The sequence below is a fragment of the Roseixanthobacter glucoisosaccharinicivorans genome, assembly GCF_043195095.2.
Taxonomy (GTDB): Bacteria; Pseudomonadota; Alphaproteobacteria; order Rhizobiales; family Xanthobacteraceae; genus NCEH01.
In genome coordinates this window covers 3,612,583-3,631,559 of sequence record NZ_CM195538.1, presented here as the reverse complement: position 1 = coordinate 3,631,559, position 18,977 = coordinate 3,612,583, and the positions used below count along the sequence as shown (strand labels likewise).

Here is an 18,977-nt window from a genome sequence, read left to right as displayed (position 1 = left end):
ACGGTACCTCCGCGGGGGATAGACTGAAACGCCAAAGCTTGGCGTGCGTCGCGATCCGCGGAGAAATCCCATGGCTTCAAAATGGCCGGCCCGTTTGCTGTTTGCCGCCGCTGTCGGCGGGCTCGCACTCATGCCCTTTGCGGCCTTTACGCAGGTGAACGCGCCGGCACAGAAGCACGAGTCCTATGTTCCCCATCTCGGCGACATCATGGAGACCATGCAGCTGCGGCACTTCAAATTGTGGTTCGCGGGGCGCCTGGGCAATTGGGAACTTGCCGATTACGAGCTCGGCCAGATGCGGGCGAGCTTCCAGGACGCGCTGACCCTCTATCCCGGCATTCCGGTCGCGGACATGAGTTCCATGACCGAGCCCGCCCGCCTCATCGGCGAGGCGATCCAGGAAAAGAACGGGCCGAAGTTCGCCACCGCCTTCAAAGACATGACCGATGCTTGCAACGCCTGCCATCAGTCGATCGGGCGGGGGTTCATCGTCGTGCAGGTGCCCACGTCCTCGCCCTTCAGCAACCAGTCCTTCGCGCCCCCGGCCAAATAACGGCCGCGCGTCAGACCGAGAGCAAGGCGTCGCGGCGCGCGGGGTCGGCCGCCAGGGCCGCAAAACTGCCCTCGAACACCATGCGGCCGCGCGCCATCACACAGGCGCGGTCGCAGATCAGCCTCGCGAAATGGAGGTTCTGCTCGCACAGCAGGATCGAAAGTCCTTCGGTTTTCAGGGCCATGACCGCAAGCGCGATCTGTTCGACGATGCGCGGTGCCAATCCTTCGGATGGTTCATCCAGCAACAGCAGCAGCGGGTTGCCCATGAGGGTGCGCGCCAGCGTCAGCATCTGCTGCTCGCCGCCGCTCATCTGACCGCCGCGCCGCTGGCGCATTTCCGCGAGATTGGGAAACAGCGCGAACAGGCGATCGACGGTCCAGGGCGCATGGCCGGGCCGGGGCGGGCGGCGGCCGACCTCCAGGTTTTCCATCACGGTGAGGTCCGTGAAGATGCGCCGGTCCTCGGGCACATAGCCGATGCCCGCCTGCACCAGCTCGTGCGTCTGAAGGCGGGAGACGTCTCGGCCTTGCAAGCGAATCTCTCCGGTGCGGCGCGGACCTTGCGCCATGATGGCACGCAGCGTGGTGGATTTTCCCGCCCCATTGCGGCCAAGGAGCGCCAGCGCCTCGCCGGCGCCCACGTGCAATCCCACCTGATGCAGGATCTGCGCGCGGCCGTAGAAGGCGTCGAGACCGGCGACGTCAAGCATCCGCATCCCCCGCGAAGGTCGAGCCGGTGCCGAGATAGACGGCGCGCACCCGTTCATCGGTCCGGATGGCGGCCGGCGGCCCTTGCGCGATCAGTGCGCCGCGATCCAGCACCAGCACGCGGTCGGCATGCTCAAACACCACGTCCATGTCGTGCTCGGTGAACAGGATGCCCATGTTCCGCTCGCGGGCGAGCCGCGCGACGAGCCGCATGAGGGCGATGCGCTCGCCGCTCGCCATGCCGGCGGTGGGCTCGTCCATCAGCAGTAGGCGGGGCGCATTGGCGAGGGCGAGCGCGAGTTCCAGGCGCTTGATGTCGCCATAGGCCAGTTCGCCGCTCGCGCGCCCGGCTTGGTCCGCAAGGCCCACGAGCTCCAGCAGGGTGTCGGAGTCCTTATCATGGCGGCGCGCGGCGTGACCGAAGGGCCGGGCGAGCGCGCGGTGGTGCGACAGGAGTGCCACCGCCACATTCTCCCGCACGCTCATGGAGGCGAAGGTGGCCGCGATCTGGAACGTGCGTCCCACCCCGAGGCCGAACAGCCGGCGCGGCGGCGCGCCTGTGATGTCCTGACCGGCAAGGCGCACCATGCCGGCATCCGGCTTCACCTGCCCGCCGAGCAGGCCGAAGCAGGTGCTCTTCCCCGCGCCATTCGGGCCGATGAGGGCGAGGATCTCGCCGGCTGCGAGGGAGAAGGAGACCCCGCGCACCGCCGCGACTCCACCATAGCTCTTCGCGAGGCCCTCGGCCTCCAGCAGCGGCGGGCTCATGCGGCGGATCCCCCAAGGCGGTCCCGCAGGCGGGTGAAAGCGCCGCCGATGCCGTGGGGAAAGGCGACCACCAGCAGCACGATCACCGCACCCAGCACCAGCTTGGAGTGCTCGGTCTCGCTCATCAGAGCGATCGACAAAAGCTTGTAGGCGATGGCCCCGACAACCCCGCCGGAGATCGTCTCGACCCCACCCAGCAGCACCATGGCGAGCGCGTCCACCGACAGGGGAATGCCCAGCGTATCGGGGAAGACGCTACCCTTCAGGAAGGCAAACAGGGCTCCGGCCACAGCCGCGAACAGGCCGGCGAGGGCGAACGCCGCCCATTGCACGCGATGGCGGTCAATGCCCAGCGCCTCGGCGCGCGCGGCATTGTCCCGCGCCGCGCGAAGGGCAAAGCCGAAGGGCGAGAAGATCAGCATCCGCAAGGCTGTGACGCCCAGAATCGCGAGCGCGAGGGCGAGCCAATAGAAGCCGGCGGGGGTGGCGGCGAAGCCTTGGGGCCAGATGCCGAGCAGGCCGTTGTCGCCGCCGGTCACCTCCACCCATTGGAAGGCGACCGCCCAGGCGATCTGGGCGAAGGCCAGCGTCAGCATGGCGGAATAGACGCCCGACAGGCGCACGCAGAACCAGCCGAACAGCGCCGCTCCGGCGAGGCCCAGCAGCGGGCCGAGCAGGATCGCTCCCGCCATGGAGAGCCCGGCGCCCTTCAGGGCAAACGCCGCGCCATAGGCGCCGAGGCCGAAATAGGCCGCATGCCCGAACGAGGGCAGGCCACCGGCCCCCATCAGGAAATGCAGGCTCGCGGCGAACAGCACGAAAACCGCGATTTCGGCGGCGACGTTGAGTTGATAGGCGCCGGCTCCCAGCGGCAGCAGGGCCGCGAGTATGACGAGGACTGCCACCAGCGCGCGCTCGCGCGCCGTGAAGGGGCGCCATGGGGTGATGAAGGTTCCGATAGCCGGACGTGCGGCACCGTCGGCGCGGCCGAGCAGGCCATAGGGCCGCAGCACCAGCACCAGCGCCATCACCGCAAACACCAGCACCAGCGACACCTGGGGCAGGACGAGGATGCCGAAGGCATTCAGTTCGCACACCAGGACGGCGGCCAGAAAGGCGCCGGTCACGCTGCCCAGCCCCCCGATGACCACCACCACGAACACCTCGACGATGATCTTCAAGTCCATGGAATGGTTCACGGCCTCGCGCGGCAATTGCAGCGCCCCGCCGAGCGCCGCCAGGAACACGCCGAGGGCGAACACGGAGGTGAACAGCCATTTCTGGTTCACGCCGAGCGCGGCCACCATGTCGCGGTCCTGGGTCGCGGCGCGGACCAAAATGCCCCAGCGTGTGGTGTGGAATGCAAGCCAGATCGCCCCCAGCACCAAGGGCCCGAGCGCCACCAGGAACAGGTCGTAGGCGGGGATCGCCTGGCCGAGGATATCCACCGCGCCTTTGAGGCCCGGCGCGCGTGGGCCGAGCAGGTCTTCCGGGCCGAAGATCAGCACCACCAGATCCTCAACCATCAGCGTGACGCCGAAAGTTGCGAGCAGTTGGAACAGCTCCGGCGCGCGGTAGATGCGGCGCAAGAGCAGAATTTCCATCGCCACACCGAGCAAGGCTACGACCGCGGCGGCGCACACCAGGGCGCCCCAGAAGCCGAGCGCCCCGGAAAACCGCTCCGTGAGGCTGTAGGCCACATAGGCGCCAAGCATATAGAAGGCGCCGTGAGCGAAGTTCACGATGCGCGTCACGCCGAATATGATCGAGAGCCCGCTCGCCACCAGGAACAGCGAGCAGGCGCTGGCGAGCCCGGTGAGGAACTGGGCGACGATGAAATCCAAGAGTCGCGTCTCCTCGCCTCGGTTTGACAGACCCGTTCACGTGCCTCCCCGGGGGAGGGACCGGCCGCGCGGGAGCGCTTCACCCTTCACCCCAACCGTCCCCCTCCGGGAGCGCGGCCGTTCGGGCGAAGAGACAAACCTATTGCGCCGGCCGCAGTTTCGCCGCCTCGTCCTCGCTCGGCAGATAGGCGGCGCCGTCGCGATAGACGAAGTCCACCATCCGCCCCTGGCCGTCCTGCACCTTGGTCTTGCCCACGAAGGCGCCGAGGGTCGATTGGTGATCCCCGTTGCGGAATACGATCGGGCCGAACGGGCTGACCAGGGATATGCCCTCGGCGGCGGCGATCAGCTTGTCGGTGTCCGTGGAGCCCGCCTTCGCGATGATGGCGGCGGCGGCCTTGATGGTGGAATAGCCCACCACCGAGCCGAGCCGGGGATAATCGTTGAACCTCGCCCGGTAGGCTTTCAGGAAGGCGTCGTGTTCGGGACTCTGGATCGCGTACCAGGGGTATCCGGTGACGATCCAGCCCTCCGGCGCCTCGTCCTTGAGCGGATCGAGATATTCCGGCTCGCCGGTGAGGAAGCTGACCACCGTGCGATCCTTGAACAGGCCGCGTGTGTTGCCCTCGCGGACCAGCTTGGCGAGATCAGGGCCAAAGGTGACGTTGAGGATCGCATCGGGCTTTGCGGCGGCAATGGCCTGCACCACCGGGCCAGCGTCGATCTTGCCCTGGGGCGGCCATTGCTCGGCCACCCATTCCACATCGGGCCGCTTGGCGGACAGCAGCTTCTTGAACACCGCGACGGCGGACTGGCCATATTCATAGTTCGGCGCGATGGTCGCCCAGCGCTTGGCCGGCAGCTTGGCCGCCTCTTCCGCCAGCATGGCCGCCTGCATGTAATTGGAGGGGCGCAGGCGGAAGGTGTAAACGTTGCCCTTGTCCCAGGTGATGGCGTCGGTCAGGGGCTCGGCAGCGAGGAAGAACACCTTCTTCTGCTTGGCGTAATCGGCCACCGCAAGGCCGATGTGGGAAAAGAAGGTTCCCGCCAGCATCGCCACCTGGTCGGAAGAGACCAGTTCGTTGGCGGCGGTCACGGCATCGGCGGGCTTGCCGGCATCGTCCTTGGAGATGACCACCAGCTTCTTGCCGAGCAGGCCGCCAGCCGCGTTAACCTCCTCGACCGCCAATTGCCAGCCCTTGCGATAGGGCTCGGTGAAGGCGGGTAAGGTGGAATAGGAATTGATCTCGCCGATCTTGATCTCGCCCTGCTGGGCGCGGGCCGCCGAGGCGAACAGGGCGGCGCCGACGGCGATGGCCGCAACGGAAGCGGACAGCGTGCGCATCCTCTACCTCTCCTTCGCAGAGCCGGCGCGCCGCGGGTAATGCCCCGTTCGAAAATGGCGGCGCCGATCCCTTGCGGATACGCGAGGCGAGGTCGGAAGTCGAGCGCGTAAGGTCGTCCGCTGCCGGCGATGGCGCGCGCCAGCTATTGGGCGCGCTTGGCCTGTGCTGCCAGGAGAGCGGTGCGGCAGCCTTCGCTGACCTGGTCCGCCTGTTTTTGAAGGCATTGAGCGATGCGGCCGCCGCCCGGCTGCACGCCGGCGCACAGCTTCTGCACGTCGGCACGACAGGCCTGTTGAGCCGCCTTCGCGGCTGCGGGGGCCGCCTCTTGCGCCAGCACCGGCGGCGCGGCGAACACGCACTGGATTAGAAACGAGAGTGCAAGCCGCGACAAAGCGCGGTGGGGAAATGCGATGGCAGGCACGCGAAGGCTCCGGTCGGCGCGGCGCCACCGGGCCGCCGCTTCACCGTCGGCACCATGACGACCGGCGGTTGCCCGCCGATGTCCGTATGTTTCCGGGCCGTTCGCATATGTGAGGTTTTGTAACGTGCGAAGACTCAAGGGCGTTCGAGCCGGCACCGCGCGCCGGCTCGCTTACGTACCGTTCGGCGGCTCAGCGGCGCAGGCGGTTCAGCACGTCGGCATTGGGATAGCCGTCCGGAACCATGCCGCTCTTGATCTGGAAATCCTGCACGGCAACACGGGTCTTGCTGCCAAGGATGCCGTCGGCATTGCCGATATCATAGCCGCGCTGGAGCAGGAGGGATTGCATCTCCACCCGCTCGGCGCGCGTGAGGGTGCGTTCGCCGGCCGGCCAGGAGGCGACGAACGGGCCGCCGCCACGCAGCCGGTCGGAGAGATGGCCGATGGCGAGGGCATAGGCATCCGCCGGATTATACCGGAGGATCGAGCCGAAGTTCGGCAGCATCAGGAACGCCGGTCCCTTGGCGCCGGTGGGCAAAAGCAGGAAGGCGGTGTCCGTGGCGCGGGGAAACGCCCGGCCGCCCGGCCGCGTGATGCCGAGAGAGGTCCATTGGGCAAGGCTGTAGCGCTTGGAGCGATCCACATAGCGATAATCGAAATTCGCCGGCAGAACCACCTCATAGCCCCAGGTCTTGCCGAACTGCCAGCCATCGAGCTTGAGGTTGTTGGCGGTGGAGGCAATCACGTCCGGGATGGAATCCACCACGTTGCGATGGCCGTCGCCGTCGAAATCCACCGCGAAGCGCTGGAAGCTGGTGGGCATGAACTGAGTCGGCCCGAACGCGCCCGCCCAAGAGCCTTTCAGATGGTCGGCCGGGACATCGCCCTTGTCGAGAATCTGCAAGGTGGCGATGAACTCGTCCCGGAAATAATCCTGCCGGCGACCGATGCAGGCCAGCGTCGCAGTGGAGCGCAGGACCGAGCGCGAGCCCATTCCGTTCGGATTGCCATAGTCGCTTTCGATGCCCCAGATGGCAGCCACCGTATAGCGGTCCACCTTGTAGGCCTTTTCGACAGCATCGAAGATCGGCTTGTACTTGGCCAGGATCTCCTTGCCCTTGGCGATGCGCTTTTCGCTCACCAGCATGTTCACATAATCGCCCAGCGCGCGGGAGAATTCCGGCTGGCTGTCGAGATAATCCATGATCTTCATGTCGGGCTCGAGGCCCGCAGTGAAGCGCTCGAAGCCGCGCTGCGACACGCCCTTGGCTTGCGCCAGCGGCCACATGCTGGCGATGCAATTGGGAAAATTGGCCTGCGCCTGGGCGATCGCCTCAGGCGTCATGAGGGGATGGCTCGCCGGGCGGGTGGCCTCCGGTGTCGGATTGGCGGGAAATCCGAAGATCGAGCCCGTCACCTGAGCCTGAGCCCCGGCGGGTGCAAGTCCCGCAAGAGAAAGGCCGAAAGCGATGGCGAGCGCTCCGCCGGTTGTCTTCAGCGCCATGACTGCCCTCTTCGCTGCGGCGGCGCGCAGATGTGCCCCGCGGATTCCATGACCGCTAATGGGAGGTGCATATGGTTGCTCTGTGGTTAACGTAGGGCAACTTTATCCGCGCGGCAGGGGCGAGAGGGACTAAATAGGTCCCCGCTGGGCGAGGCTGCGCTCCCAATCGAGCGCGTGGGCAACGATGGTGGACAGATCGTCGAGCTTGGGGGACCAGCCCAGCTGCGCCTGGATGCGATCTGACGCTGCCACGATGGCGGCGGGATCGCCGGCACGGCGCGGGGAATAAGTGACGGGGAAATCCACCCCGGAAACCGCCTTCACCGTCTCCACCACTTCCAGAACCGAATAGCCCCGGCCATAGCCGCAGTTGAAGATGCCGCTCTCGCCTCCGGCCCGCAGATGGGCGAGCGCATCGAGATGGGCCGCGGCGAGATCGCTTACGTGGATATAATCGCGCAGGCAGGTGCCGTCGGGGGTCTCGTAATCCGTGCCGAACACATGCAGGCCTGGGCGCTTGCCGAGCGCCGCCTCGCAGGCGACCTTGATGAGATGGGTCGCGCCCGCGGTCGACTGGCCCGATCGGCCGTTCGGATCGGCGCCCGCCACGTTGAAATACCGCAGCGCGACATAATGCAGCGGGAAGGCCGCCCCGGCGTCCCGCATCATCCATTCGCTCATCAGCTTCGAGCGGCCGTAGGGCGAAATCGGATTGAGCGCGGCATGCTCGTCCACAGGCTCGGTGCCTACCATGCCGTAGACGGCGGCGGTGGAGGAGAAGATGAAATGCGGCACGCCCGCCGCCACCACAGCTTCCAGCAGAGCGCGGGTCTTCACTGTATTGGCAAGATAATAACCGAGCGGATCGGCCACGGAATCCGGAACGACGATGCGCGCGGCAAAATGAATGACGGCGTCAATGCCATGTTGCCGCACAATTTGCGTGACCAATGCGCTATCGCTGACATCCCCTTGCACGAAGACTGCGGCATCGGGCACCGCCCAGCGAAATCCGGTGGAAAGATCGTCTAGCACCACGACCGCCTCGCCCGCGTCGAGAAGCGCGAGCACCATGTGGCTGCCGATATAACCCGCCCCACCCGTGACCAGAATCGCCATGTCCCCGTCCTTCTCGCCGCGCTGGCCCCCCGCAGGCCCCCCGCAGGCCGACGTCGAAGTTCACGCGCTTATTGTGCGGTGCGTCATCGCCCAGGTCCACACCGCGCGAACCAATTCGATGGGGATGCGTTACCGCTCTGGACCAAGCTCGGTCAAAGGCAATCGTGCGATGCGGCAAGGCCAGGGCGTAAAGACGTGCCCTGGCGTGGCGATCCGACAATCGAGTGCTTTGCCGGGCGCGGGACCTGCGTGCTAAAAGCCCCGATCTCCAGAAACTGAATGGTGCCCATTCCATGCCGAAGCCTCTGCGGAAAGCCATCCTGCCGGTTGCCGGCCTTGGTACGCGCTTCCTGCCCGCCACGAAGGCGGTGCCGAAGGAAATGCTGACCGTCGTCGACCGGCCGGTCGTGCAGCATGTCGTGGACGAGGCGCGTGCCGCAGGCATCGAGCACATCGTGTTCGTCACGGGCCGCAACAAAGCGGTCATCGAGGATCATTTCGATCGCCAGTTCGAGCTCGAAAAGACGCTCGTGGATCGCGGCAAGACGGCGGAGCTGGAACAGCTGGACCGCGACACGCCGAAGGCCGGCACCACTTCCTTTACGCGCCAGCAACTGCCGCTCGGCCTCGGGCATGCGGTGTGGTGCGCGCGCGACCTGATCGGCGACGAACCGTTCGCCCTGCTGCTGCCCGACATGCTGCACCTGCCCAAGAACGGCAAGGGCTGCCTTGCCAAGATGGTCGAGGCCTATGAGCATACCGGCGGCAACGTCATTTCGGTCTATGAAGTCCCGGATGACCAGACCCATCAGTACGGCATCGTCGGCACCTCTTCTGCTGCGAGTTTCGTGCCGGAGATTACGCAGATGGTGGAAAAACCGGCCCGGGGCACGGCGCCGACCAACCTTGCCATTTCCGGACGATATATTTTGCAGCCAACCATTTTCGATCTGCTCGCCAAGCAGGAGCAGGGCGCCGGTGGGGAAATCCAGCTGACTGATTCGATGTTGAAGCTGATGGAACGGGAGCGTTTCTTCGCCGTGACTTTCGACGGCGCGGTGTATGACTGCGGCTCCAAGATCGGCTTCTTGATGGCCAATGTCGCTTACGCGCTGATGCGGCCCGATATCGAGCCGGAATTTCGCTCGGAACTGACGTCTTTCCTCAATCTCTGACGTTACGGAGGCTCGGCGCGATGCTATCAGGATACCAGTGTGCCCATCGCGCCTTGCCTTGACCCGAACTCTTTTCCCGTCTAATCGCGGTGCCTGAAGACTTATCTGGCCCAGGCGCGGAGCCCGCGAATGCTGCAGTCCCAAAACCATGGCGGCGAATTGCGCAAGCCCCGCATGAATGATGAGCTGCGGTTCCTTCAGTCCTGGTTCCAGAATCCCTTGAAAACCGGCGCCGTTTCGCCCTCGGGCAAAGCCCTCGCCCGGATGATGGCGGGCTATCTGGATCCCGCGATTCCCGGCCCCGTGATCGAGCTTGGACCCGGCACCGGCCCGGTGACGCGGGCGCTGCTGGCAAAGGGATTCGCGCCCGAACGCCTGTTTCTCATCGAATATAACCCGGAATTCTGCGCTCTTCTGCGCCGTCGTTATCCGGGCGTCACCGTGATTCAGGGTGATGCCTATGAGATGCGCAAGACGCTGAACGGGCTGCTGCCCGGTCCCGCCGTCGGCACCATCTCCTCCCTGCCCCTGTTCACCCGCTCGCCTGAGGATCGCGACCGCATGGTGAACGAGGCGTTCGACCTGTGCGTGGGCGGTGCGCCGTTCATCCAATTCACCTATGCCGTGGTGTCGCCCGTGCCGCTCAAGAACGGCCGCATCAATGGCGAGCGTTCGCCGCGTGTGTGGTTGAACCTGCCGCCCGCCCGCGTGTGGGCTTATCGGCGGCCGTGACGCCCTTTCTTTATGTCAGCCATCCCCAGGTGAAGGTGGATGCGAGCCTTCCGGTTCCGTTGTGGGGGCTGTCTGACACCGGCATCACGCGCGCGCGTGCTTTTGCCCACGATCCGGCGCTGCTGGGCTTCGGCCGCATCGTCTCCAGCGACGAGGTGAAGGCCAAGGAGACCGCCGCCCTCCTGGCAGAGGCGCTTCGCCTGCCGGTTGAGGTGCGCCCGGCCATGCACGAGAACGATCGCTCCTCCACCGGCTATCTCGCGGAAGCCGAATTCCAGGCGGTCGCCAACCAGTTTTTCGCCCACCCGCTCGAGAGCGTGCGCGGATGGGAGCGTGCCGTCGACGCCCAGGCGCGGATCGTAGGCGAAGTTGAGGCCGCGCTGGCCGATGCGCCGCAGACGCCGCCGATCTTTGTCGGCCATGGCGGGGTCGGCACTTTGCTTTTGTGCCATCTCGCGGGCTATCCGATCTCCCGGGCGCACGACCAGCCGCCCGTGGGCGGAGGCTGTTGGTTCCAATCCGCGCCGGATCGCACGCCCGACCGCTGGCGCGCCATGGAGGAGGCTCTCACCCCATGACATCCGGATCGACATCCAACATCGAAGCGGTGCGCGAAAAGCTCATCGTCGCCCTGGACTTCCCCAATGTCGCGGCGGCGGAAGCGCTGGTGTGGCAGTTGGGCGACACGGTCGATTTCTACAAGATCGGCCTTGAGCTCACGATCGCCGGCGGCCTCGATCTCGCGAGCGACCTGATCTCTTCCGGCAAAAAGGTGTTCCTGGACCTCAAGCTCCATGACATCGCCCACACCGTGGAGCGCGCCACCGCCGCCGCCGCCGCGCGGGGGGTCACGCTGCTCACCGTGCACGCCTATCCCCAGACGCTTGCCGCCGCTGCCGAAGGCGCCCGGGGCAGCGCCTTGAAAGTGCTGGGCGTGACGGTGCTCACCTCCTACGACGATGCCGATCTCGCGGCCGCCGGCTATGGCGGCGGGGTCGGCGAGACCGTGCGCTTGCGCGCGCTCCAGGCGCGCCAAGCCGGCGTTGCCGGGGTCATCTGCGCCCCCACGGACGCGGCGACCGTGCGCAGCATCCTCGGGCCGGACGGCCTGGTGGTGACGCCCGGCGTGCGGCCGAGCGGCGCGGATGTGGGCGACCAGAAGCGCATCGCGACCCCCGCCGCGGCCATTGCGGCGGGTGCGAACATGATCGTGGTCGGTCGCCCAATCATCGCCGCGCCGGATCCGGTTGCTGCGGCACAGGCGATTTTGAAGGATATCGCGGGCGCCTGATCCCTCGACGGGGTGGGTGGTGCTGTGGGATGGTCGCCGGCGCGCACTGCGCCTAGACGGTCGGGATGGAAGGGGCAGACGAAATGGCCAAGGGCTATTGGATCGCACGTGTCGATGTGGTCAATCCGGTCGGGTACGCAGAATATGCCAAGGCGAATGCCGAGCCCTTCGCGGCCCACAAGGCGCATTTCCTGGTGCGGGGCGGCGAGATCCATCCGAAGGAAGGCATTTCGCGGGGCCGCAACGTGGTGATCGAATTCGAGAGCTTCGAGGCCGCCCGCGCCTGCTATTTTTCGCCCGAATACCAAGCCGCAGTGGCGCTGCGCCAGCCTTATTCCATCGCTGACGTGATGATCGTGGAGGGCGTCGAGCCCCCGGTCGAGGCGCCGTCCTCGGTCGAGACGCCGGCCGGTTATTGGATCATGGGCCTCGATATCATTGATCAGGACGCTTATCGCGCCTATGCGGCCGCAGGCGGCACGGCGGCGTTCAAGCCGCGCTTTCTGGTGCGCGGCGGGCGGCAGGAAGTGCTGGAGGGCATCGGCCGCCAACGCACCGTGGTGCTGGCCTTCGACGATGTGCCGACCGCGCTCGCCTGCTACGATTCGGACGATTATCAAAAGGCGGTGCGGCTGCGCGAAGGCGCCGCGGACGTGGACCTCATCGTCGCGCCCGGCTATAGCGGCCCGCAACCCGCATAAGACAATAAAGCCCGGATCGCCGGGGGGAGCCAAGCCAAGTGTCGGATCTGCGTGTCGTCATCACCGGGGCCAGCGGCCGCATGGGGCGTTCGCTCCTGCGCGCGGTACTCGAAACCGAGGGGTTCGCTCTGGTCGGCGCGCTGGAGCACGCCGACAGCCCCCATCTGGGCGAAGATGCTGGCCTGCTGGCGGGCATCGGCGTCTCGGGTGTCACGGTGCGCAACGATGTCTCGCGGGTGCTGAACGGCGCCGACGTGGTGATTGATTTCACCACCCCCGCGGCTTCGGTGCGCCTCGCCGAGACTCTGGCGGAAGCCGGCATCGCCCATGTCATCGGCACCACCGGCTTTTCCTCGGCCGACCTCTCCACCATCGCGGCCGCGGCGCGGCGCACGGTCATCGTCCGCTCGGGCAATATGAGCCTTGGTGTGACCCTGCTGGCGGCGCTGACCAAGCGCGTGGCGGCGACGCTGGGGCAGGAATTCGATATCGAGATCGTCGAGATGCACCACGCCCGCAAGGTGGATGCCCCCTCCGGCACCGCGCTGTTGCTGGGCGAGGCTGCGGCGGCCGGACGAAACGTGGATCTGGAGGATTACGGGGTGCGCGGCCGTGACGGCGTCACCGGTCCGCGCCGGGCCGGGGCCATCGGCTTCGCCAGCCTGCGCGGCGGCTCGGTGATCGGCGAGCATCAGGTCATCTTCGCCGGCCCGGCTGAGCGCATCGAGCTGGTGCACAAGGCCGAGGACCGCTCCATCTTCTCCCACGGCGCGCTCACCGCCGCCCGCTGGACCCGGGGCCGCGAGCCCGGACTCTACAGCATGGCAGATGTGCTTGGATTGGCGGATTTCTGACCCCTCCGCAGCACCATGACTTTTGAGTTTGCCGGGGCGGACGTGCTATCAGTCGCGCCGACAAATCATTCGGCCACACGGCGGCTCACTCCCAAGGCCAGGTCACTCCCAAGGCCAGGCCGCGGCTCTTCGCTCAAGGAATGCGTCCATGGAACGGCTTCTCGTCCTCGTCCGTCACGGACAGAGCGAGTGGAACCTCAAGAACCTCTTCACCGGCTGGCGCGATCCGGGCCTGACCGAGAAGGGCGTCGCGGAGGCGCAGCGCGCCGGCACCTTGCTCGCGGCGGAAGGGTTGAGCTTCGACTTGGCTTATACGTCCGCCCTCGGCCGCGCCCAGCGCACCTGCTCCCTGGTGCTGGAAGAGATGGGGCTGAGCGGCATCGAGACCATCGCCGACCAGGCGCTGAACGAGCGCGATTACGGCGATCTCTCGGGCCTCAACAAGGATGAGGCACGCGAGCGCTGGGGTGAGGAGCAGGTCCATATCTGGCGCCGCTCCTACGACACGCCCCCGCCCGGCGGCGAAAGCCTGCGCGACACGGTTGCGCGCACGCTGCCTTATTACGTGAAGGAAATCCTGCCGAGCGTGCTGCGCGGCCGGCGGACCCTGGTGGCGGCCCACGGCAATTCGTTGCGGGCGCTGGTGATGGTGCTGGAACGCCATACGCCGGAGAGCATCATGAAGCGCGAACTCGCGACCGGCGCGCCCATCGTCTATCGCCTCGCGCCCGATGCCACCGTCGAAGACTATCGCGACCTGATCGTCTGACCAGGCCGGCCCGTCCTACGGGCCGGGATGAGACGGGGCGTCCGCGCTCAGCGCATGGCGGGCGCGGACGGTTCGGAAGGCGCGCCGGCGTTCGGCTTCGCGGGACGCGGCGCCTGCGCAAGACCGGAGGCGAGCCGCGCCGCGACGGCTTGCGCGAAGCATTTATAGCTCCAGTCCGTCAGGTGCAGTCCGTCGAGGATGATCATCTGCGACATCGAGATGCCGTCGCTCTCCTTCCAGCGCTTCATCATGGCGTAGCGGGCGATCACCGGCACATTCTCCTGCTGCCCGACCTCGGCGATCAGCTTCAACATCGGTCCGGTGTCGGCGTCGATATTCACCCAGGGCGAATATTGCAGGTCGATCAGCACCGGATCGGCGCCATAGGCGCGGATGGCGCCGATGCCGGTGCGCAACTGCGCGCCGAAATTGCCCAGGCCAAAGCTGCGCAGCACATAATTGGTGCCCACCTGCCAGAGCACCACATCGGGCTTCAGCGCGCCGACGTCGCGGTCGAAGCGGGTGAGATTCTCCGGCACGTCCTCGCCGTTGCCGCCCTTGTTGACCACCCTGATCTGCGTTCCGGGGAAGCGCGCCTGCAGTTCCGCCTCCAGCACCGCGGGATAGGTGCGGGACGGATCGGAGGCGCCGACCCCGGTGGTGGAGGAGGAGCCGATCGCCACGATGGTGATCGCCTTGGTGCGCGCAAACGTAGCTGCCGCGCGCGGCACGCTGAGGGCGGCTTGGGGCGGCTGGGCGGGGCAGGCGGTGGGCTGCGCCAGGGCGGGCATGGCGAACAGGCCCAGCAGCGCGACGCCGCAGGCGCTGCGCGCGATGCCGGAAAACAACGCGGCCATGCCGCTCTCTCCTTTTTGGTGGCCTACACCGCCTTCTGGCGCAGCGCGACCCCGAACAGGACGGTGGTGACGCCGTTCACGATCAGGTCGATGCCCAGGAACAGGCCCAGCAGGAATACCGAATTCACCGGCCAGCCGGCAATGATGATCACGCCCAAAAGGAAGGTGATCACGCCAGAGAGGGCGAGAAATCCCCAGCCGGCCGCCGGGCGCGCGCCGATCGCGGCGAAGATGCGGAACCCGCCGCCGATCACCAGCGACACGCCGATCATCAAGGTGATGACGCCGGCCGCGAGCAGCGGCTGATACATGATGAGGCCGCCGGCGACCACATAGAGCACGCCGCCCAGCAGCCAGAACAGGAAACGCCCCCAACTCTGCACGCGGAAGGCATGGAGAATCTCCACGATGCCGGCCACCAGCACCAGCGCGCCCACATAGAGCGCGGTGACGAGGGTGGAGGTGAGCAGATGGGCGAGCGCGATGAAGCCCAGCACCACGAAGGCGACGCCAAGGGCAACGAACCAGCCCCAGCTGGTGCGGATCTCGGTGATGTGAAGCTTGGCGGTGGGGGAGGGAAGGCTGGTGGGCATGAGGGGTGCTCCGGCAGCGGAATGCCGTTCGCAGGCGATCATATCCGCCCCCCCGGTGCAATGCTAAGACGCAATGGGGCGGCGCCGGGGGGCGCATAATTCACCGGCGCGATTCGCCGCAGGCTGGAAACCGGTTGATGACGCAGACCAAACGTTCGAGCCGCGCCACCAAGGAGCAAGCGCAAGCCCAGCGCCGCGCGGCCGAGATCGCCGGGCTCTGGGTCGGCCACCGGGTGGTGCGGCTGCATGCGCGGCTGTTCCTCTCGATCCTGATCGGGCTCCTCACCTTCGCCGTCCTGATCCGGACCGGCTGGGCGGAAGGGGTGATGGGCGCGCTCATCTCCTGGGATATTGCCATTTTCATGTGGCTCAGCCTCGTGGGCGTGCTGGTGGTGCGCACCGACGCCACGATGTTGAGCATCCATGCGGGCATCGACGACGAAGGCGGGCCAGTTATTCTGATCGCCTCGCTTCTGTGCGCCGGCATCAGCTTGGTGGCGGTCATCATGGCCAGCGGCCATCATGGGACCGACGGCAGTTCATCTCCGGAGCGGGTCGGGCTGGCGGTGGGCACCTTGCTGCTCTCCTGGCTGTTCCTCCACACGATTTATGCGCTGCATTATTCGCGGGAATATTATTCCTCCCACCCGGATGCCGCGCCCATGCTCGTATTTCCCGGCGATGCGCAGCCCGATTATTGGGACCTGCTCTATTTTTCGTTCAATATCGGCACCGCCTCGCAGACCGCGGACATCACCATTCCCTCGCCCCGGATGCGCCGGGTGGTTCTGGGGCACCAGATCGCCTCCTATATTTTCAATGCGGCGGTGATTGCCCTGGGGGTGAACGTCGCCGCCAGCCTCGTCTGAGCGCGCGCGGGAGCTGTGAAGAGTATCTAAAGTTGTTTTTATATTTTTAAACAACCTTTGGTTACTTAAATGCAGCCATAGATGCCGGCTTCCCGCCAGCACATTTTTTTATTAAGCTTGATTAGAAGGTGGCCGCCGGCCCCGATCGGGCGCAGGGATATGCGCGGGGGTGGAGAAGCAGGTGCCACGACGCATCTCGGCATTTGTGTGCGGTGTCCAAAAAGGCGGGACCACCAGCCTGTTCGAATATCTGAGCGCGCATCCCGACATTGCATCTCCAAACCGCAAGGAGCTGCATTTTTTCGACAATGAGACGAACAATTGGCGGCAACCGGACTACGGCATCCTCGAATCGGCATTTCCGGAGGCCGATGGGCGCCTGCGATTCGAGGCGACGCCGATCTATATGTTCTGGCCGCCCGCAATGGCCCGGATCCGGGCTTATAATCCGGATGCCCGGCTGATCTTCCTGTTTCGCGACCCTGGCGAACGCGCCTGGTCCCAATGGTGCATGAACTACGCCCGTGGCGTTGAGCAGATGATGTTTGCCGATGCCCTCCGCGCGGGCCGGGCCCGCCTGTCGCAGGATGCGCTGCTGACGCGGGCATGGCGGGATTTCAGCTATGTGGAGCGCGGCTTCTATGGCTCCCAGGTCCAACGGGCGCTGGCGCATTTTCCCGTCGACCAATTGCTGTTCCTTCGCTCGCAGGATCTGGCGCGCGATCCGCAAACCACATTGGGGCGCATCGCCACCTTCCTTGGCCTGGACAGCTTTCCGCCCATGGCCGCTAAGCGCGCATGCGCGCGCCCCGACAGGAGTTGGCCGTGCCATCCCACGCAGGCGGACAATGCGCTGATCTCCAGCCTGCTGGCGACGGAGTTGGACACATTCACGCGCATGACCGGCCTCGACATATCGGACTGGCCAGTGATCACTTCGGCCTCTTCCCGCGACTGCGCCGCTGGGGCTTCGGTCTGTGCGGGGGCGTAGCGGCGGGCTCAGGCGAGCGGCACGCAATAGCGCACGAATGCGTCCGCCAGAGTGAACGTATCGTAAAGACGACGCGCCGTGGCGTTGCTGGCCTTGGTGTGCCAGTACACCTCGGTCCAGCCTTCGGCCCGACCGCGCGTTATGAGATCCTCAATCAAGGCCCGGCCGATGCCGCCGCCGCGCACCCTGGGATCGACGAAAAGATCTTCCAGATAGCAGCGCGGCCCGTGGCCCCAGGTGCCGGGATGCAGCACGCTGACGGCAAAGCCCACCACCTCACCCGCGCGCTCGGCGAGGCGGCAGGAGATGGGCGAGGCGGGATCGAGGATGCGCGCCCAGGTGTGCGCCGTGACGTCTTCGGGCACGTCGGTTTCATAGAAGGCCGTGTAGCCTGCCCATAGATCGCGCCAGCGCGCTTCATCGGGTGGCGCGGCATTCCGAAGCGCAATTGCAATCGGGGACGACGCCGTTTGCTGTTCCAGGTCCATGATGCCGCCCCGTTCGGTGAAAGCCACCGGGCGGCGCGAGGCGCCCCAGTTGGGCACGCGCCGGCGACGTGTGGCCGTCATTCAAAAGAAAAGCGCGCCTGAGGGCGCGCTTTTCGTTTTATTTCAACTCCAGGGCCTAAGTCCCAAGGGACTTAGCGTCAATGACTCTGGGAATTGGATCCGGCATTGGCCTGCGCGCCGCCGGTCTTGGGCATGATGACAACCTTGGTGCCAACCTTGACCCGGTCGAACAGATCTTCCACGTCCGCGTTCAGCATGCGGAAGCAGCCGGAGGAGACGAACTTGCCGATGGTCTGCGGCTCGTTGGTGCCGTGGATTCGATACACGGTGCCGCCGAGATAAAGCGTGCGCGCGCCGAGCGGATTGCCGGGGCCACCGGCCATGAAGCGCGGCAGGTAGGGCTGGCGGGTGATCATTTCCGCCGGCGGACGCCAATCGGCCCATTCCGCCTTGCGGGTGATCTTCTCGGTGCCGGCCCAGGTGAAGCCATCACGGCCCACGCCGATGCCATAGCGGATGGCCTTGCCACCCCCCTGCACCAGATAGAGATAGGTGTTCGAGGTGTCGATAACGATGGTGCCGGCCGGCTGGGTGCTCGGGAAGTCCACCGTCTGGCGGCGGAAACGCTCAGGCACCGGCTCGGTCGGATCGACATCTTCGATGCGCGGGCCGGAGGGCGCTTCCTGCGTGCCGGGAACAACGGCGGCATTGGCCCCATAGACGCCGGAGGGCGGCGCGACCGAGCCCGGAGCGGCGCCGCCATAGGACGCCGTCTGCGGCTGAACATAGCCTTGCTGGGGTTGGACATAGCCCTGCTGAAGCGCCTGCGCGCGCAAGGCGTCCTGCTGCGCGGAGGTCGGCGGTTCGCCGGAGGCCTGCGGCTGCACATAGCCCTGGGGCTGCTGGGCATAGCCTTGCTGGGGCTGCACATAACCCTGCGGGTTGCCTTGGGTGGCATAGCCGCCTTGCGGGGCATAGCTGCCTTGGGGCGCAATCGAGATTGGCTGGTTGCTGGGCGCTGCGGCCTGAACGGGCGCACCCTGCGAATACCCTTGCTGCGGTGCCGGCTGGGCATATCCAGGCGCGGCATAGGACGGCGCCTGAACGCTGCCCGGCGGCGGCGCGATGGGCGCGCTCTGCACGGCGTCGTTCCGCGTCGCGGGACGGGCATAAGGATCATTGTAGCCAGGGACAGTTCCCGCAGGCTCGGGAGCGATGGCGCCGGTCGCGTCGTCCTCGTCCACCGCCGCGGCGGCCGCGGGGACATAATACTGGCTCTGGAGGGGCTGAGCCTGCGCCGAAACGGCCAGGACAGAGATCCCGAGGGCGGAGAGGAGTGTGTTGCGCAGCGTCATGGGATTCGTTGTTAAT

21 protein-coding genes are annotated in these 18,977 nt (G+C 66.2%); 10 read left to right on the top strand and 11 right to left on the bottom strand.

Annotation, left to right across the window (positions count from 1 at the left end):
* Nucleotides 1–70 precede the first annotated feature (70 nt).
* Entirely contained in the window at nt 71–553 is a 483-nt protein-coding gene (locus V5F78_RS16805; protein ID WP_394067297.1) for a hypothetical protein, read from the top strand.
* A gap of 10 nt (nt 554–563) precedes the next feature.
* Here the strand turns inward: V5F78_RS16805 and V5F78_RS16800 are convergent, their stop codons facing one another.
* The 7 genes from V5F78_RS16800 to galE form a co-directional block, all read right to left on the bottom strand.
* Nucleotides 564–1,271, bottom strand: coding sequence for an ATP-binding cassette domain-containing protein (locus tag V5F78_RS16800; protein WP_509276244.1), 708 nt, complete (start codon nt 1,269–1,271; stop codon nt 564–566).
* On the bottom strand, nt 1,258–2,031 hold the full coding sequence (locus V5F78_RS16795; protein ID WP_394067294.1) for an ABC transporter ATP-binding protein: 774 nt from the start codon (nt 2,029–2,031) through the stop codon (nt 1,258–1,260). The genes V5F78_RS16800 and V5F78_RS16795 overlap by 14 nt, the downstream gene beginning before the upstream one ends.
* The gene (locus V5F78_RS16790) at nt 2,028–3,875 is read right to left on the bottom strand and encodes an ABC transporter permease (protein WP_394067292.1); all 1,848 of its coding nucleotides are present in this window, start codon (nt 3,873–3,875) and stop codon (nt 2,028–2,030) included. The genes V5F78_RS16795 and V5F78_RS16790 overlap by 4 nt, the downstream gene beginning before the upstream one ends.
* Nucleotides 3,876–4,014: 139 nt before the next feature.
* Nucleotides 4,015–5,220 carry an ABC transporter substrate-binding protein gene (locus tag V5F78_RS16785; protein WP_394067291.1) on the bottom strand — a complete coding sequence of 402 codons (1,206 nt, stop codon included), beginning with the start codon at nt 5,218–5,220 and terminating at the stop codon, nt 4,015–4,017.
* Nucleotides 5,221–5,363: 143 nt separating this feature from the next.
* Complete coding sequence (locus V5F78_RS16780; RefSeq protein WP_394067289.1) at nt 5,364–5,642, bottom strand: hypothetical protein; 279 nt, start codon at nt 5,640–5,642, stop codon at nt 5,364–5,366.
* 190 nt (nt 5,643–5,832) lie between these two features.
* A complete protein-coding gene (locus V5F78_RS16775; protein ID WP_394067287.1) occupies nt 5,833–7,146 on the bottom strand; it encodes a lytic murein transglycosylase in 1,314 nt (437 codons plus the stop codon).
* A gap of 129 nt (nt 7,147–7,275) precedes the next feature.
* Nucleotides 7,276–8,265 carry a UDP-glucose 4-epimerase GalE gene (gene galE, locus V5F78_RS16770; RefSeq protein ID WP_394067285.1) on the bottom strand — a complete coding sequence of 330 codons (990 nt, stop codon included), beginning with the start codon at nt 8,263–8,265 and terminating at the stop codon, nt 7,276–7,278.
* Between the two features lie 293 nt (nt 8,266–8,558).
* Here galE and galU point away from each other — a divergent pair, with 293 nt between their 5' ends.
* The 7 genes from galU to V5F78_RS16735 all read left to right on the top strand — a co-directional run bounded on the left by galU (nt 8,559) and on the right by V5F78_RS16735 (nt 13,787).
* The gene (gene galU, locus V5F78_RS16765) at nt 8,559–9,440 is read left to right on the top strand and encodes a UTP--glucose-1-phosphate uridylyltransferase GalU (RefSeq protein ID WP_394067283.1); all 882 of its coding nucleotides are present in this window, start codon (nt 8,559–8,561) and stop codon (nt 9,438–9,440) included.
* A gap of 129 nt (nt 9,441–9,569) precedes the next feature.
* Complete coding sequence (locus tag V5F78_RS16760; RefSeq protein WP_394067282.1) at nt 9,570–10,172, top strand: class I SAM-dependent methyltransferase; 603 nt, start codon at nt 9,570–9,572, stop codon at nt 10,170–10,172.
* Nucleotides 10,169–10,750: a histidine phosphatase family protein gene (locus tag V5F78_RS16755; protein WP_394067280.1), complete on the top strand. Its 582-nt coding sequence runs from the start codon at nt 10,169–10,171 to the stop codon at nt 10,748–10,750. The genes V5F78_RS16760 and V5F78_RS16755 overlap by 4 nt, the downstream gene beginning before the upstream one ends.
* Nucleotides 10,747–11,463 carry an orotidine-5'-phosphate decarboxylase gene (pyrF, locus tag V5F78_RS16750; RefSeq protein ID WP_394067279.1) on the top strand — a complete coding sequence of 239 codons (717 nt, stop codon included), beginning with the start codon at nt 10,747–10,749 and terminating at the stop codon, nt 11,461–11,463. The genes V5F78_RS16755 and pyrF overlap by 4 nt, the downstream gene beginning before the upstream one ends.
* Before the next feature lie 65 nt (nt 11,464–11,528).
* Nucleotides 11,529–12,164 carry a DUF1330 domain-containing protein gene (locus tag V5F78_RS16745; RefSeq protein WP_394067277.1) on the top strand — a complete coding sequence of 212 codons (636 nt, stop codon included), beginning with the start codon at nt 11,529–11,531 and terminating at the stop codon, nt 12,162–12,164.
* A 38-nt stretch (nt 12,165–12,202) separates the two neighbouring features.
* Complete coding sequence (dapB, locus tag V5F78_RS16740; protein WP_394067275.1) at nt 12,203–13,018, top strand: 4-hydroxy-tetrahydrodipicolinate reductase; 816 nt, start codon at nt 12,203–12,205, stop codon at nt 13,016–13,018.
* Nucleotides 13,019–13,166: 148 nt separating this feature from the next.
* Nucleotides 13,167–13,787: a 2,3-bisphosphoglycerate-dependent phosphoglycerate mutase gene (locus V5F78_RS16735; protein WP_394067273.1), complete on the top strand. Its 621-nt coding sequence runs from the start codon at nt 13,167–13,169 to the stop codon at nt 13,785–13,787.
* Nucleotides 13,788–13,834: 47 nt separating this feature from the next.
* Here V5F78_RS16735 and V5F78_RS16730 read toward each other — a convergent pair whose 3' ends face one another.
* Nucleotides 13,835–14,644 carry an SGNH/GDSL hydrolase family protein gene (locus V5F78_RS16730; RefSeq protein ID WP_394067271.1) on the bottom strand — a complete coding sequence of 270 codons (810 nt, stop codon included), beginning with the start codon at nt 14,642–14,644 and terminating at the stop codon, nt 13,835–13,837.
* Nucleotides 14,645–14,667: 23 nt separating this feature from the next.
* A complete protein-coding gene (locus V5F78_RS16725; protein ID WP_394067270.1) occupies nt 14,668–15,237 on the bottom strand; it encodes an HdeD family acid-resistance protein in 570 nt (189 codons plus the stop codon).
* Nucleotides 15,238–15,374: 137 nt separating this feature from the next.
* On the opposite strand from V5F78_RS16725, the gene V5F78_RS16720 reads away from it, so the two are divergent.
* Together V5F78_RS16720 and V5F78_RS16715 are read left to right on the top strand one after the other, a co-directional pair.
* Nucleotides 15,375–16,106 (top strand): DUF1345 domain-containing protein, encoded by a 732-nt coding sequence (locus tag V5F78_RS16720; RefSeq protein ID WP_394067268.1) that lies wholly within the window; start codon nt 15,375–15,377, stop codon nt 16,104–16,106.
* 181 nt (nt 16,107–16,287) lie between these two features.
* Nucleotides 16,288–17,097: a sulfotransferase family protein gene (locus tag V5F78_RS16715; RefSeq protein WP_394067266.1), complete on the top strand. Its 810-nt coding sequence runs from the start codon at nt 16,288–16,290 to the stop codon at nt 17,095–17,097.
* An 8-nt stretch (nt 17,098–17,105) separates the two neighbouring features.
* Here the strand turns inward: V5F78_RS16715 and V5F78_RS16710 are convergent, their stop codons facing one another.
* The gene (locus V5F78_RS16710; RefSeq protein ID WP_394067845.1) at nt 17,106–17,585 is read right to left on the bottom strand and encodes a GNAT family N-acetyltransferase; all 480 of its coding nucleotides are present in this window, start codon (nt 17,583–17,585) and stop codon (nt 17,106–17,108) included.
* A 158-nt stretch (nt 17,586–17,743) separates the two neighbouring features.
* Nucleotides 17,744–18,961 (bottom strand): L,D-transpeptidase, encoded by a 1,218-nt coding sequence (locus V5F78_RS16705; RefSeq protein WP_394067264.1) that lies wholly within the window; start codon nt 18,959–18,961, stop codon nt 17,744–17,746.
* Nucleotides 18,962–18,977: the final 16 nt, after the last annotated feature.